This window comes from Salegentibacter tibetensis (genome assembly GCF_020164485.1).
Taxonomy (GTDB): domain Bacteria; phylum Bacteroidota; class Bacteroidia; order Flavobacteriales; family Flavobacteriaceae; genus Salegentibacter; species Salegentibacter tibetensis.
Genome location: NZ_JAIQZA010000008.1, coordinates 127,038 through 141,930 on the forward strand (window position 1 = coordinate 127,038; position 14,893 = coordinate 141,930).

Below are 14,893 nucleotides of genomic sequence, written 5' to 3' on the forward strand. Positions count from 1 at the left end.
AAAATGAAATTTGCCCTTCTTTTTTGTTTTCTTATAGTTTGTGCTCCAGGTTATGCCCAATTAGGCTTTTGTGAAGGGAGCAAAGGTGATCCTATTTTCCACGAAGATTTTGAATTCGGAACCCAATTACCCCCCGGCACCACCAATTATACCTATGTCACCCAGGATCCGCAGGATGGGGAGTATACGGTTTCCAATCAAATTGGAAATTTTATTACCTCCTGGCATTCCAGTTTACCACCCAGAACTATTTCTAACCGTAACGCGTTAATTGTAAATGCTTCGTTTAGTTCTGGCCGATTTTACCAAACTGAGATTACGGGACTTTGCGAAAATACCACCTATGAGTTTTCCGCTTTTTTAATTAACATTTATGACAGATCCAGCATGGTATGTGAAAATGGGGGAATCCCCATTAATGTACGTTTTGAAATCTGGGATGAAACCGATTCCAATTTGCTAAAAGAAGGGAATACAGGAGATATTCCTTCGCTTAGCAGTCCTGTTTGGGAACAATACGCACTAACTTTTCAAACCGAAGTAGGGCAGGAGGCTGTAATCCTTAAAATGTTCAATAATGGGGAAGGCGGCTGTGGAAACGATTTAGCGATAGATGATATAATTTTTAGGTCTTGCGGTGATCTTACTACGGTTACTTCAGAAAATGATGAAAACCGGATAGATGTTTGTGCTGAAGACGCACCTGTGAGCCTCAGCCTGGAAGCTACCCCAGATTTTTCGGTATATAGCTCTCACGCATACCAATGGCAGGAAAGTAACGATAATGAAGCATGGACAAATATTCCCGGTGAAAACGATGAAAATTATAATACGCCACCTTTAAATACTTCCCACTTCTATAGGGTTAAAGTTGCTGAAGATCCTGTGAATTTAAACGATAATCTCTGCAGTTCTGTTTCTGAAATTTTTACGGTAAATATTTTGCAAACTCCCTCAACGCCTCGGAGTGATGGTAATGTGAGTGTTTGTAGTAAGGATGCAATCCCCGAATTAACTGTTGAAGTTGAAGAAAATGAAACGGCAAACTGGTATGATGAAAACAATAATTTGATAGCTGAAAATACTGAATCCTATTTACCGGAAACACCCGGATTATATTATGTTGAAGCAGTACATGAAGGTTTTAATTGCCAGCCCAGCCAACGTACGGCTATAGAATTCATAATAAATGAAAGTCCGCAGGTAGAAGATGAAATCTCACAGATTTGTGAAGCCGGCAGCTTGACACTTAACGCCGGTATACCGGGACTTGTTTATGAATGGTCTACAGGCGAAAATACACAGCAAATTGAAATAAATTCACGGGGAAATTATAGTGTTATTCTCACTACTCCTGAAGCTTGCTCAACTACCAAAAACTTTGAAATAAACCAGGTGGATATTGCAGAAATAGAATCAGTGACTTCAGATATGGAGGATATTGTAATCACTCCGGCTAATGATGGGAATTTTGAATATTCGATTAATGGCACTAATTTTCAAACTTCCAATATTTTTAGTTTGGTTCCAGGTGGAATTTATACCGTATATATGCGTGATCTTTCCGCTTGTAACACCATTACACAGAAATTTCCGCATATTGTTATTCCAAAGTTTATTACTCCGAATGCAGATGGTTACAATGATAATTTCAGTATTAACGGACTCGAATATTTTCCGTCCTCAGAAATAAGGATTTTCGACCGCTATGGAAAATTATTGAAAGCAGATCAGGGTGAAACTTTCAGTTGGGACGGCACTTTAAACGGCCGCGCTCTTCCATCAGACGATTACTGGTATCACATTATAATTAAAGGCTTTAAGACGCTTAAAGGATCTTTTAGTTTAAAGCGTTGAAGCTGTTTTAGTGACATTTTTAATCCGTTGGGAATTAAGGCTCACTAATGCCATTACAGCAAATAAAACTAAGATGATCGTCCTAAAATCAATTCCTCCATCAATCATAAAGCCAACCAATAACGGGCCTAAAGCGGTACTAATAACCATAAACATGGTAAAGACGCTTCTAATTGCGCCCATTTTTTCAGTTCCGTAGATTTCTGCAATAAGCGAAGTTTTTACTGTACCTGCCATTCCGGTGGTAACCCCTGACATAATTAAAAATAAAAGTGCACCAATAATGCTATCCATTAAAGCAAAGGGGATAAGCCCTAATGTTAGTGGAATAAGATAAATTCTAAACATCTTCTTCGCACTATATTTATCTACCCAGGTTCCTCCAAATAAGGAAAACATAAATCTGGATATGGCATACACTGTGAAAAAAGTGGCGTATAGTTGAGGAGACCAGCCTTTATCTTCAACAAAAACGTATTGATAAAAGAAAATCGCAGTATTACTAAAACTAAGAATGAAACTGGCGGGCATCATAATCCCGAAACGTTTATCGGCAACCACCGTCTTATAATCTTTTAAAAGCGACCAGGTAGAAGGTTTTCCTGCGGTTGAAAGTTGCTTATCAAAAGCTAATAAATTAGTAAATTTTAAGCGAATTAGATAGAGTAGAAGTGCTACACCACTCACAATAGCGGCTATTCTCCAGTCAAAAAATGCAATAATTGAAGTGATAATTATAGGAAAAATGGCTTCTCCCATAGAATATCCAAGCGAAGAAATACTAAGTGCTTTTCCGCGATTTTTATCAAAATACTTAGAAATAATGGTCATACTTATATGGCTCATTAAGCCCTGTCCGCATAACCTAAGGCCAATTAATGCTACAAAAAGTACGGCAATATGGTAGGAGAGTCCTAATAGAATACTGGATAGTCCAAGGCTTAGCACGGTGAAGGCCGTAACTTTTTTTACTGGTTTATGGTCTACAGTATGGCCAACGCTAAGCATAATTACCGAAGCAGCTACTGTACAACCGGCATAAATAGCACCAAAAGTACCTTCCGTAATTTCAAAAGCTTTTACAATTTGCGGAACATATAGCGAAATAAGAAAGGTTTGACCAAAACTCGACAAAAATGTGAGTAGCCAACCAAAACTAACTTTCTTATAATTTGCACGTAAAAAATAGAAATAATCCCTCAAACTGCTTTATTTCAAATTAAGAAAGCTGCAAAGATAAGGCGCTGAGAAAAAAAAACAGAGCAGTGACACTATAAATTCTTTTAAAATATAAAAGCCACCCCTTGTGAGGTGGCCTAAATTTTTCTTTTTTCAAATTAACCTAAACTATTTTTTAGGTTTGTCTTGCTTAGCGGGTTGCTTTTTTGGTGCTGCCTGTTGTTTTTTAGGCTCCTTCTTCGCATTTTCCGTTTTTTGATTTTTCTCTTGTGCCATTTTAATTTAATTTATTGGTTAACAGAATAAATATATCACTATAAAAAACTGGTTAATAGTTAATTATGAAAATATTAACTCGGTTTTCATTCTAAATGTATTGATAATCAATAGAAATTATATAAGCTTATCGAAAGCATTTATGGTAATTTAAATGCAATTTGCCTGGCTATTGTTTACATTTGAATAAAACAAGGATTATCATTTTAAAATTACAGTTTTAAATGAGCCAGAATGAGGTTATAGAGAAGATAAAAGCACAAAAGAATTTACCGAATTTAAAATTCAGTATAAAGGAAAAAACCGAGGCTTTTACAAATAATCTTTTTTACACGCTGTTTGATGAGGAAACCCCGGTAGAAAAGAATATTATAAAATTAGGAAAGGATTTTGAAGAGCTGGCAGATCTGGTTTGCTGGAAGCCCAACACACCCTGTCGGGATCTTTGGCAGGATTATTTAGATAGACTACCGGGAATCCTGGAAAAGCTGAATAAAGATGCTGAGGCTATTTCAGAAAATGACCCGGCGGCCAATTCTATAGAGGAAGTTATCCTTTCTTACCCAGGTTTTTTCGCGATAGCTATTTATCGGTTTAGTCATGAGTTATATAAATTCGGACTCCCGCTAGTGCCACGTCTAATGACAGAATGTGCCCACGGGCTTACCGGTACCGATATTAATCCCGGAGCGCAAATTGGCACGCCATTTTTTATAGACCATGCTACGGGAGTAGTTATTGGAGAAACGGCGGTAATAGAAGATAATGTAAAAATCTACCAGGGAGTTACCCTTGGGGCACTTTTTGTAGACCGTAACTTAAAAGATATAAAAAGGCACCCTACCATTGAAAAAAATGTTACCATTTACGCCAATGCTACTATTTTAGGTGGCGAAACAATAATAGGAGCTAATAGCATAATTGGAGGTAATGTTTGGCTAACCGCTTCAGTACCTAAAGATTCTATGGTTTCTCACACCCCTCAAATCAATATTAAAAATACAAACAAGTAATGAATAACTCCATATTAGATTTAATAGGAAATACGCCCCTGGTAGAAGCGCAAACTTTGGTGAAAAACCCAAAGGTTAAACTATATTTTAAGCTGGAAGGTCAAAACCCCGGCGGAAGTGTAAAAGACCGCGCCGCTTACAATATGATTAAAAGCGCACTGGATAGAGGAGATATTACCCGGGAAACCAAACTCATTGAAGCAACCAGCGGAAATACAGGGATCGCCCTGGCTATGGTTGCCAGAATTTTTAAGCTGGATATTGAACTGGTAATGCCGGAAAATTCTACCATAGAACGAGTACAAACAATGCGGGCCTACGGAGCAAAAGTTACCCTTACTGATGCTGATGGAGGTATTGAAGGTGCTCGCGATTATGCTGAAGAAAAAATGGCCGGTGGAGATTATTTTATGATCAATCAGTTTAGTAATAAGGATAACTGGCAGGCACATTATAATACTACCGGACCCGAGATTTGGAACGACACCAAACATAAGATCACTCATTTTGTTTCCTCGATGGGTACCACGGGAACAATTATGGGTACTTCTACCTATTTAAAGGAACAGAACAAAGCAATTCAAATTGTGGGAGTTCAACCTACCGATGATTCACGCATTCCGGGAATTAGAAAATGGCCGGAAGCTTATTTACCTAAAATTTTTAATCCCGAAAAAGTAGATCGTATTCTCGAAGTAAGTGAAGATGAAGCGGTTGCCATGACTAAAAAACTTGCCAGGGTAGAAGGCATTTTTGCGGGAATGAGCAGTGGGGGAGCCGCTGCTGCGGCTGTTAGATTATGCAATGAGCTTGAAGAAGGTATTGTGGTGAGCATAGTTTGTGATCGCGGAGACCGTTATTTGTCTTCTAATCTTTTCGATTAAAAAAAATACTCCGGAAATGGTATAAATCAACTTCCGGAGTAAATGAAAAACCCTGTTTATTCAATGGTCGCAACGGCCACGCCTGAAGCGTCTCTGTCTATATTTACTTTTACCATTTTACTTTTTTTACCGTTTTTAAGTTTAGCCTTATAAATTTCCTTGTCTAAATCCAGTCCCGAATTCGAGTATGCTAAATATTTTGTACCTATAAGATGATAACCTTTATTAGCTTTCAAAATACTCATCATAGATTTGTATGGTAACCTAACATCTTTAAAACTTTGGCTGCTTGAAGTAATATCTCCAAGTTGATTATAATTAACTTTTAAAAATCCTTTATTGGTTTTAAAGGTGACTTCATAACCATTAAAATCCTTATCCCGGTTGGCTTCAATAAAATCCATAATTTTAAAATTTTCCTTTGCATACCTTAGCGGATTTGCATAAAACTGACCTGTATATTCCTCAGTTACCTGAAAGGTTAATGAATTTATAGATTCATCAATTTCCAGAGATGGTGGGTCATACATCATTTCGTCTAGCTTAATTACTCGCTGTGAATAGGCCATCCCTACGAAGGCGAAACACAATAAGCTTAAAATTAACTTTTTCATAATAATTTTTATTTAGAGATTAATAAATAATTGTCTCTAAAGATAATCCCGTATCACTTTAGGTGAAACTACTTAAGTATCACTAAACCAATATTTAACACTTTTGACATTTTATTTTTTTTGATGATTTGTTGCTTTCTTCAGAAGTAGTGGAAGGTTGAGAACTTCCACTTTTTTTCGACCTATTTTAAGTATTCCTTCGTTTTTAAATTCCTGCAAGTGCCTGTTTACCACCGCTCGGGTAGATCCAATCAAATTGGCAATTTCCTCATTAGAAAGATCATTGATAAATTCCAGTTTTTTTGATTCCTGATTGAGATTTTTAATAATCAGCCGGGCCAGGCGAGCCGGAATTTCCAACAGGGTATGGTTAACGGCATATTCTTCTAAACTCAAAAGTTGTTTTGCTATATAGGGTAATAATCTTTGATTTAAAACCGGATATTTTTTAAACCACTGGCGCATGGTTATTGTAGGAGTAGAGAGCATTCTTACTTCTTCGAGCGATTCATAATAAATCTTATGATTGCAGTCCTCAATTAAAGTAATAACGTCAAAAAAATCGCTTTTGCTTAGTAAAAACATGGTAAACTCGCGACCGGTTTCCTTATCGGTTATAAAGATTTTTAAACGCCCCGAAATTATAATATGAAATTTATGCTTTAGATGATAACAACTACTGCAGGTATGTGCCGGCCATTTTTCTTCTGTGAAATTTGAAGCAATTTCAGATAAGAGTTCTTTTTCAAAATCTTTGAAAAGAATATTGTTTCTTATGGCTTTAAAACAAGTATCGTTCGCTCCTCCTTTCTGGTTCATAATCACACAGTTTCATAGCATGGGACCTTTCGGAGGATGAAAAAATTAATTTTAAATTTAATCATTTTTGGCTTATTTAAATGTATTTGTGTCCTAAATATTTCTTTAAACCTAAGAAATCAGCTATTTTTGCAAACTTGCAGATCTGAACAAAAATTATGGCGGTGGAAACCTTTGGAATAGAAGACAAAAAAGTTGATAAGAAACTTTATGACTATCAGCAAAAAGATATAGATAAGATCTTTAGCGTGATAGATGAGCATCCTGAACATTATAACCTACTTTATCAATTGCCTACAGGCGGGGGTAAAACGGTTATATTTTCTCAAATGGTGCGGGAATACATTCAGCGTACTCAAAAGAAAGTTCTTATTCTTACTCACAGAATAGAGCTGTGTAAACAAACTTCAAATATGCTGGATGGATTTGGGGTACGCAATAAAATCATAAATTCTAAGGTTAAAGAATTACCAGATCAGGAAGACTATATGTGCTTTGTGGCCATGGTAGAAACTCTCAACAATCGTCTACACGATGAGAAGCTTGAAATTCAGGATATTGGGCTGGTAATTATTGATGAAGCGCATTATAATTCTTTCCGAAAATTATTTAAATTTTTTGAGAAGTGCTTTATCCTTGGGGTAACGGCTACGCCGCTTAGTTCCAACATTAAATTACCTATGAAGGATAATTACCGCGAACTTATTGTAGGTGATTCTATAGATTCGCTTATAGAAAAAGGCTTTCTAGCCCGGGCGAATACATTTAGCTATAATGTAGGACTTACAAGCTTAAAAGTTGGGATGAATGGGGATTACACAGTGAAATCTTCAGAAGAATTGTATTCCAATATTTCCATGCAGGAAAAATTGCTTACTGCATATTACGAACGATCACGCGGAAAGAAAACCCTGATTTTCAATAATGGTATCAATACTTCAATAGAAGTTTATGAAACCTTTAGAAATGCCGGTTTACCTATTCGACATTTAGATAATACAACCAGCAAACAGGATAGAAAAGATATTCTAAAATGGTTTAAACATACCCCTGATGCTATTGTAACTTCAGTAAGTATTCTTACTACCGGTTTTGATGAACCTACGGTAGAAACTATTGTATTGAACAGGGCTACGAAATCCCTAACCTTATATTTTCAGATGATTGGACGTGGCTCCAGGGTCCTTCCGGGAAAATCTGAATTTAATGTTATAGATTTAGGTAATAACCTGGCCCGTTTTGGGGAATGGAGCACCCCGGTAGACTGGAAACAGATCTTTAGAGCTCCAGACTTCTATTTCGAAAATCTGTTGAGCGATGAAGAAATAGAGCGTGAATTTAAGTACGTGATGCCTCCGGAAATCAGAGAACAATTTTCTAATACGGAAGATGTTGATTTTGATGTAGAAGAAGCTTATGATATAGTAATAAAAAAAGGATTAAAATCTAAAGCTGTTTTAGAATGGTCTATGGAACAACATGTAAAAATGTGCGTAGAAAATTCTGAGGATGTTTTCGATGCCCGAATCCTGGCTAAAGAGCTTAAAGATGATATTGCCTCCCGTATTAAACAATACTCCTATTGTATAAGTAAGAGCACCAAGAATTATCGTGACTGGTTAGAGGAAGACTATTCCAGAAAGTTAAGAATGGCTGTAAATAAAGAATTTTAGAATATAAATTGTATTCTGAACCTGCCTTAAACATCTGGCAGGTTCAGAATTATATTATCAGGCGAAATTTGAATTTTTCTGATGCATGTTATGCATCAAAAATTCCTCGATCTTAATGTACCATAAGTCAGGCTTTCGGTTGTTCTCTATTCAGTATCTGCCGATTTTATATCCTGCTCAATAAATTCTCTTTCTCTAACAGATCCTCCGGCAACAATCGCCGCCCCAATAATAACCAGGTTTTTAATAATATACTGGCCTTCGGTTGTGAGGACAAATGGAAAATTTTCAAAACAAGCTTCGGGTAGAACAATAAAAGGTAAGAAGGTGCCTGGTATTTGAAAAAGTAGCAACAAAACGGCCAAACGCAATGTTTTTTTAGAAATCATAAATATTCCAATTAACACTTCCCACACTCCCAGCACCGGTATAAATATGACAGGATCAAACCAAAAAACGGTTTTAGCAATTAATTCCTGAGCAGGACTATCCCAGACAACCTTCAAAGCTCCAAACCAAATAAAATTTATAGCAAGTCCAAACCGCAAAATAGGTTTCCCATATTTATACATCCAATAACTCGCTCGATAATCCAGTTTTTCTAAGGTCGAAGTATTTTCTTTCATTTCTTCCTGTTTGATTTCCAAAAATCAGGAATAATTTTAATCCCTAAAACCCCGTTTATAATTATAGGATTTATTTAACACAGGTAAATTTAAAAGCCGCTATTTATTTAGGAATTTTAAAGGAACCATTAAATAAACCAGAATTATGAAAAATGAAGAAAAGAAGAATGCTTCAGATAATAAAAAGCATCAGGATTTAGAAAGAAATCGGGAAGACTCTAAAGATCAGTTTCTTACCACTAACCAGGGTTTAAAAATAAACGATGACCAAAATTCACTAAAGGCAGGAGATCGTGGTGCCTCCTTATTAGAGGATTTTATTCTCAGGGAGAAAATCACACATTTTGATCACGAAAGAATTCCGGAGCGAATAGTTCACGCTCGCGGATCTGCCGCACACGGTTATTTCCAGGTGTATGAATCTATGGAAAAGTATACCAAGGCCGGATTTTTACAGGATCCTTCTAAAAAGACCCCCGTTTTTACCAGGTTTTCTACCGTAGCCGGGTTTAAAGGTTCTACCGATTTAGCCCGGGATGTACGCGGTTTTTCGGTTAAATTTTATACTGAAGAAGGAAACTACGATCTCGTAGGGAATAACATTCCTGTTTTCTTTATTCAGGACGCCATAAAGTTTCCAGATCTTATTCACGCGGTTAAACCAGAACCGCACAATGAAATTCCGCAGGCAGCTTCAGCTCACGATACTTTCTGGGATTTTATTTCCCTAATGCCCGAGTCTACGCATATGATAATGTGGGCAATGTCAGATAGAGCAATTCCAAGAAGTTTAAGAATGATGGAAGGTTTTGGCGTGCACACTTTTAGGTTTGTGAACAAAGAAAACAAAGGAACTTTCGTAAAGTTCCACTGGAAACCACTGTTAGGAACTCACGGTGTTGCCTGGGACGAAGCACAAAAGATCTCAGGAAACGATCCAGATTTCCATAGAAGGGATCTTTGGAATGCTATTGATAATGGCCAGTTCCCGGAGTGGGAATTGGGCGTGCAAATAATTCCTGAAGAAGATGAGCATAAGTTCGATTTTGATCTACTGGATGCTACAAAATTGGTTCCTGAAGAACTGGTACCGGTTAAGAAAATTGGAAAAATGGTATTAAACCGAAACCCCGATAATTTCTTTGCGGAAACCGAGCAGGTAGCTTTCCATCCCGGCCATATTGTTCCCGGAATAGACTTCACCAACGATCCGCTATTACAAGGACGATTATTTTCTTACACCGATACCCAACTGAAACGACTCGGTGGGCCAAACTTTCACGAAATCCCAATTAACCGTCCAATTGCGCCAATGCACAACAATCAGCGTGACGGGCATATGAGACAGGAGATCAATAAAGGTCAAACCAGCTACCACCCAAATTCATTGCGCGGGGGATGCCCATTCCAGGCTAAGATCGCAGAGGGCGGATTTGATAGCTATCCGGAAAAAATAGATGCTAAAAAAGTACGGGAACGCAGCAAAAGCTTTAAAGATCATTTTAGCCAGGCTACTTTATTCTTCAATAGTCAAACCGGGGTAGAGCAACAACACATTATTGATGCGCTAAGTTTCGAATTAGGGAAAGTAGGCGTTGCACAAGTACAGGAAAGAATGCTTGGTTTATTGAATGAAGTAAGTAATGATTTGGCTCAGAAAGTAGCTTCCAATTTAGGAATGAAAGTGCCCGAAAGGAAAGAACAGTTAAATCACGGAGTTCCGGCAGATTTTGATCCAGAACGCTACGAACCTACCAAAAGCAGTCCCTCTATAGAAAAAGACCCCGCTTTAAGCATGATGCATAAAGGTTTTGGAAATATTGCAACTAGGCAGGTCGCATTTTTGTGCGCAGATGGTGTAGATGATAATTCCGTTGATGAGATGAAAAAAGCATTGAAAAATGAAGGTGCAATGGTGAAAATCCTCGGGCCGAATTCTACCGACGTTAAAACCGCAGGTGGTAAATCATTAAAAGTAGATGAAGCTTACAGAACCACCGCTTCTGTAGTATATGATGCATTTTATGTACCTTCGGGAGATAAAGCACATAAAGCCATGAGAATGATTCCGAAAGCCATCCATTTCTTAAATGAAGGCTATAAACATTGTAAACCAATTGCCTCGGCACAGGAAAATGGTTTAGTGGAAGAAACTTATTTCTGGAAAAACCTTAATAAACAAAACCTGGCGGAAGATGGTGTAATTATAGGCAAAGGAAAATCTTCAGAATTTATTGAAGCCATAGGAAAACACCGTTTCTGGAAAAGGGAAGAGAAGGATAGTATTCCTGCATAATATTGTTTTAATATAGCACAGGCTATTATAAGCATTGAGGCTGACTGAAAAGTTTTTTAAATCGTCATTCTGAATTTATTTCAGAATCTAAGGTTTTGAATCAAAACATGTTAGAACCCCCGAAGGAAATTTGGGATAAAGTCTGAAACAAAGTTCAGCTTGACGAAATTAGATTTTTCAGACAGCCTCTTTTTTAATTTTTATCCTTACCACCGAAAAGGCGCTTAAAGAAGCCTTTCTTTTTCTTCTTTTCTTCTTCTTTTTTGGGTAGTTCTTCAGATTCCTCTTTATCACCACCTCCAAACAGTCGCTTAAAGAAGCCATCCCGTTTTTCAGGATCACAATCCATCATTTCCTTAATTTCAGCAGAAACCGGTGAAAATCTTGCTCTTGTAATTTCATTGAATTCGGGATCGCTGTTCATTTTTTGCATTAGTTTGGCAAAAACCGGCAAAGCCGTATTGGCGCCCTGACCAATATAGGTGTTCCTGAAACCAATCCTGTGATCGTCAGATCCAACCCAGGTTACCGCGAGTAGGTTAGGGGTAATCCCCACAAACCAGCCATCTTTGTTGTTTTGGGTCGTTCCGGTTTTTCCAGCGATATCATTTCTTAGACCATAAGTTGTTCTTAGCCTGGTAGCCGTACCTTCGTTTACCGTAGCTTTCATTATTTCTACCATGATCTTCCTGTTGGTTTCAGAAATATTACTATTTTCTGAAATTTCAGGTTTGAATTCAGCTAAAATATTGCCTTCACCATCTTCAATTTTTGAAATATAGAAAGCTTTGCTTGTTTTTCCTGCATTCACAAAAGGAGTATAAGCTTCAGTCAATTCGGATAAACTTAAAGAAGCAGTTCCCAGGGCAATGGAAGGAACTTTTGGCAGATCTGAAGTAATTCCCATTGCTTTAGCCTGGTTAATTACATTTTCAATTCCGGTTTCCATAAGGACTTTAACCGCAATGGTATTCATAGATTTACTTAAAGCTTCCTTTAAGTTGTAATTCATATGAGGATCATCTTCTTCGCCTCCTGAATTCGAAGGCGTCCAGCCATCGGCATAAGTAACTTCCCTGGCAGAAAAATATTCGCAGGGTTCTATCCCGGTTTCCAAAGCCGCAGTGTATACAAACGGCTTAAACGTAGAACCAACCTGGCGTTTACTTTGGGAAACGTGATCGTACTGAAAATGCTGAAAATTCACCCCGCCAACCCAGGCCTGTACCGCGCCGGTTTGGGGAGTAACGGCCAACATCCCGGCGTTGAGAAATTTCAGATAATGGGCTACACTATCTCTTGTGCTTACATTTTTTGTTTCTGTACCGTCATAATTAAAAAGCTCCGTAGGATGTTTCCGGTTTAGAATTTCCATCATTTCAGCTTCGCTATGGCCTTCCTTAGCCAGGTTTTTCCAGGCTGAAGTATTTTTTAAAGCATCATCTACAATCTGCTGATTGGTTAACCAGGGAGCTGCTGCTCCCCAGGCTTCTTCGTGCTCTTTTTGTAAATCCTCAAGATGCTCTTTTAAGGCTTCTTCAGCTAAAGTTTGTAGTTTAAAATCCAGGGTGGTGTGCACGCTTAAGCCATCACGATAAATATTGAATTTCTTTCCGTCTTTATTTTTAAGGGTGTCCAGGATCTTGCTCACATCTTTTCTTACCTGTTCCCTAAAATATGGTGCAAGACCTTTATCGTGGCTGTAATTCTTGTAATTCAAAACCAATTCGCGTTGCTTGGCTTCCTGTACTTCATCTTCAGTTAAATAATTATATTTCCCCATTTGCTCAAGAACTACATCTCTACGTAACCTGCTTCTTTCAGGAAAAATCCTGGGATTATAAGAATGGGAAGCTTTCAGAGTACCTACCAAAACAGCGGCTTCTTCCAGATTGATTTCTGAAGTATGCTTTCCGAAGAATTTCATAGCCGCACTCTCTATCCCGAAGGTATTATCACTAAAGGGAACGGTATTGAAATAAAGCCTGATAATCTCCTCTTTAGAGTAAACGTCTTCCAGTCTTTTGGCGATAATAGCCTCCTGGGATTTATTCACTACAATCCCCAGCGGGCCGTAATCTTTTCTGCCGTAGATGTTTTTAGCCAGTTGAAGACTAATAGTACTCCCGCCACCGGCTGAATCATCCTGCAGCAGAATAGACTTAAAGACAACGCGTAAAAGGCTGCGATTATCTATGCCATCGTGTTCAAAAAACCGGGCATCCTCGGTAGCAACAAGGGCGTTTATTAAATGTATAGGGAGTTCGTTATAAGTAATGGGTTGCCTGTCGAAAACATAAAATTTCCCTATGAGTTCACCATTTTTGGCCAAAACTTCGGTAGCACGGTTTTGTTTGAGTTCTTTTAATTCGGTAGAGGAGGGAAGCTGGCCCCAGGCTCCAAAATAAATACTGGCAAAAAACAGTACGAATATTGTAAGAAGGCTGAGGAGTATTATTAAGGCCCATTTTATTTTGGGAGACTTTTTAATCCTGTTTAGCATAGTAGATTTCATTACTACAAATAAACAAATACCATACAAACGGAATTTAAATTTTAAAAATATTTTAAGTTTTTTTAAAGAAAAGACTTTTAGGTAAACTACCTTGGGGCAAGCTCAAGAGCCATTATAAAAAAAATTAATTTCGCGGCAAGCCCGACTGAATGATTCGGGTAGGCCCTCGGAGCTCCCGATATTCGGGATAGATCTTGATTATCCAGTAAATTGATCTATTGATGAAATAAAAAAGCCGGTCACAATTTTGCATTGTACCGGCTAGGTTTTATAGAGTTTCATGGGGGATTTTTTTAGTTAACTCATAGGTCGAAGATTTAAACACCAATTGTTTCTGGTGTAATTCTCGTGGAATTTTCTGAGCGGTTTCTTTCCAAAACCCTGAGGCTCTCTTGTATTTCCACAGTTTAAATTGATATACTCCTGAATTTTCATTTTTTTAAGTTTTAGAGTAACGGCGTTTAATATCCCAGTTACTACGGTTGTTAGATTTTGTTTGATTTAAAAAAGGACGGATGATCTGTATACTTTTCATGATTTCCAATATTTGAGATTATTTTAAATAGCGTCTTTTGCTGTTCCAGGTATTTTTTGAATTGTTCTTTTCCTGATTAAAGAATGGCCGACTAATTGTTTCAAAGGTTTTCATATGTGTTTTATTTTATTTTTAATCAATTAGGGCCAAAACTCTCCCGTAGGGCTTACTGCTCTATGACCGGTTTTCACTATTTACAGTGTGCTATAGGCCCAATTTTAATGGTGATCTATATTTAAGAGATACGTGATTATAAAAGGATAAGAAAGATGTAAATTTTCATATACGTGCTTCCAAAAGATATTGCTACCCTTCTTTACGACAAGTGTTTGTGCTTATCCAGTTTTCGACTCAATTTCATACACAGGTTTAATTTCCTAGTAAAACAAACGAGCTCCAGGTTTATCTTTAGGCTACCGGAGTAAGCCTTACATCAAATCCCAGTTTTCGCAGGTGGCCAACTGTTTTTTGAACTTCCTTCACTTTACGCTTCTGCTCCGCTTTTTCGATTTGCAACAAGGGCTCTTTATAGGCCTCTTTATTCTTAAGAATAAAATACGTTGCTATGATGATCTTATGGCTGACCGCTACTAAAGCTTTCTTACT

The 14,893-nt window shown here is 37.6% G+C and carries 11 protein-coding genes; 5 read left to right on the top strand and 6 right to left on the bottom strand.

Annotation, left to right across the window (positions count from 1 at the left end; genetic code table 11):
* The first annotated feature begins 3 nt into the window (after positions 1–3).
* A complete protein-coding gene (locus LB467_RS06230; RefSeq protein ID WP_224473169.1) occupies positions 4–1,857 on the top strand; it encodes a T9SS type B sorting domain-containing protein in 1,854 nt (617 codons plus the stop codon).
* On the opposite strand, the gene LB467_RS06235 is transcribed toward LB467_RS06230, so the two are convergent.
* The gene (locus LB467_RS06235) at positions 1,846–3,060 is read right to left on the bottom strand and encodes an MFS transporter (protein ID WP_224473170.1); all 1,215 of its coding nucleotides are present in this window, start codon (positions 3,058–3,060) and stop codon (positions 1,846–1,848) included. The genes LB467_RS06230 and LB467_RS06235 overlap by 12 nt on opposite strands.
* A gap of 476 nt (positions 3,061–3,536) precedes the next feature.
* Here LB467_RS06235 and epsC point away from each other — a divergent pair, with 476 nt between their 5' ends.
* Entirely contained in the window at positions 3,537–4,325 is a 789-nt protein-coding gene (epsC, locus tag LB467_RS06240; protein WP_224473171.1) for a serine O-acetyltransferase EpsC, read from the top strand.
* Positions 4,325–5,209: a cysteine synthase CysM gene (gene cysM / locus LB467_RS06245; RefSeq protein WP_224473172.1), complete on the top strand. Its 885-nt coding sequence runs from the start codon at positions 4,325–4,327 to the stop codon at positions 5,207–5,209. The genes epsC and cysM overlap by 1 nt, the downstream gene beginning before the upstream one ends.
* 56 nt (positions 5,210–5,265) lie before the next feature.
* Here the strand turns inward: cysM and LB467_RS06250 are convergent, their stop codons facing one another.
* Positions 5,266–5,823, bottom strand: coding sequence for a hypothetical protein (locus tag LB467_RS06250; protein WP_224473173.1), 558 nt, complete (start codon positions 5,821–5,823; stop codon positions 5,266–5,268).
* A gap of 111 nt (positions 5,824–5,934) precedes the next feature.
* Entirely contained in the window at positions 5,935–6,642 is a 708-nt protein-coding gene (locus LB467_RS06255) for a Crp/Fnr family transcriptional regulator (RefSeq protein WP_224473174.1), read from the bottom strand.
* 158 nt (positions 6,643–6,800) lie between these two features.
* Between LB467_RS06255 and LB467_RS06260 the strand changes: the two genes are divergently transcribed.
* Positions 6,801–8,315 (top strand): DEAD/DEAH box helicase, encoded by a 1,515-nt coding sequence (locus tag LB467_RS06260; protein WP_224473175.1) that lies wholly within the window; start codon positions 6,801–6,803, stop codon positions 8,313–8,315.
* Positions 8,316–8,461: 146 nt separating this feature from the next.
* Here LB467_RS06260 and LB467_RS06265 read toward each other — a convergent pair whose 3' ends face one another.
* The gene (locus LB467_RS06265) at positions 8,462–8,941 is read right to left on the bottom strand and encodes a hypothetical protein (protein WP_224473176.1); all 480 of its coding nucleotides are present in this window, start codon (positions 8,939–8,941) and stop codon (positions 8,462–8,464) included.
* Between the two features lie 145 nt (positions 8,942–9,086).
* Here LB467_RS06265 and LB467_RS06270 point away from each other — a divergent pair, with 145 nt between their 5' ends.
* On the top strand, positions 9,087–11,237 hold the full coding sequence (locus LB467_RS06270) for a catalase (protein ID WP_224473177.1): 2,151 nt from the start codon (positions 9,087–9,089) through the stop codon (positions 11,235–11,237).
* Positions 11,238–11,430: 193 nt separating this feature from the next.
* Here the strand turns inward: LB467_RS06270 and LB467_RS06275 are convergent, their stop codons facing one another.
* Both LB467_RS06275 and LB467_RS06280 read right to left on the bottom strand, forming a co-directional pair.
* Positions 11,431–13,740, bottom strand: coding sequence for a transglycosylase domain-containing protein (locus LB467_RS06275; RefSeq protein WP_224473179.1), 2,310 nt, complete (start codon positions 13,738–13,740; stop codon positions 11,431–11,433).
* A 955-nt stretch (positions 13,741–14,695) separates the two neighbouring features.
* On the bottom strand, positions 14,696–14,893 hold a 198-nt coding region (locus LB467_RS06280), incomplete at its 5' end, for a hypothetical protein (protein WP_394371764.1).

Bases quoted from the DNA above. Each gene is read 5' to 3' on its own strand.
- LB467_RS06230 (WP_224473169.1), top strand. From the start codon at position 4: ATGAAATTTGCCCTTCTTTTTTGTTTTCTTATAGTTTGTGCTCCAGGT.
- epsC (WP_224473171.1), top strand. From the start codon at position 3,537: ATGAGCCAGAATGAGGTTATAGAGAAGATAAAAGCACAAAAGAATTTA.
- LB467_RS06250 (WP_224473173.1), bottom strand. From the start codon at position 5,823: ATGAAAAAGTTAATTTTAAGCTTATTGTGTTTCGCCTTCGTAGGGATG.
- cysM (WP_224473172.1), top strand. From the start codon at position 4,325: ATGAATAACTCCATATTAGATTTAATAGGAAATACGCCCCTGGTAGAA.
- LB467_RS06275 (WP_224473179.1), bottom strand. From the start codon at position 13,740: ATGCTAAACAGGATTAAAAAGTCTCCCAAAATAAAATGGGCCTTAATA.
- LB467_RS06270 (WP_224473177.1), top strand. From the start codon at position 9,087: ATGAAAAATGAAGAAAAGAAGAATGCTTCAGATAATAAAAAGCATCAG.
- LB467_RS06260 (WP_224473175.1), top strand. From the start codon at position 6,801: ATGGCGGTGGAAACCTTTGGAATAGAAGACAAAAAAGTTGATAAGAAA.
- LB467_RS06255 (WP_224473174.1), bottom strand. From the start codon at position 6,642: ATGAACCAGAAAGGAGGAGCGAACGATACTTGTTTTAAAGCCATAAGA.
- LB467_RS06265 (WP_224473176.1), bottom strand. From the start codon at position 8,941: ATGAAAGAAAATACTTCGACCTTAGAAAAACTGGATTATCGAGCGAGT.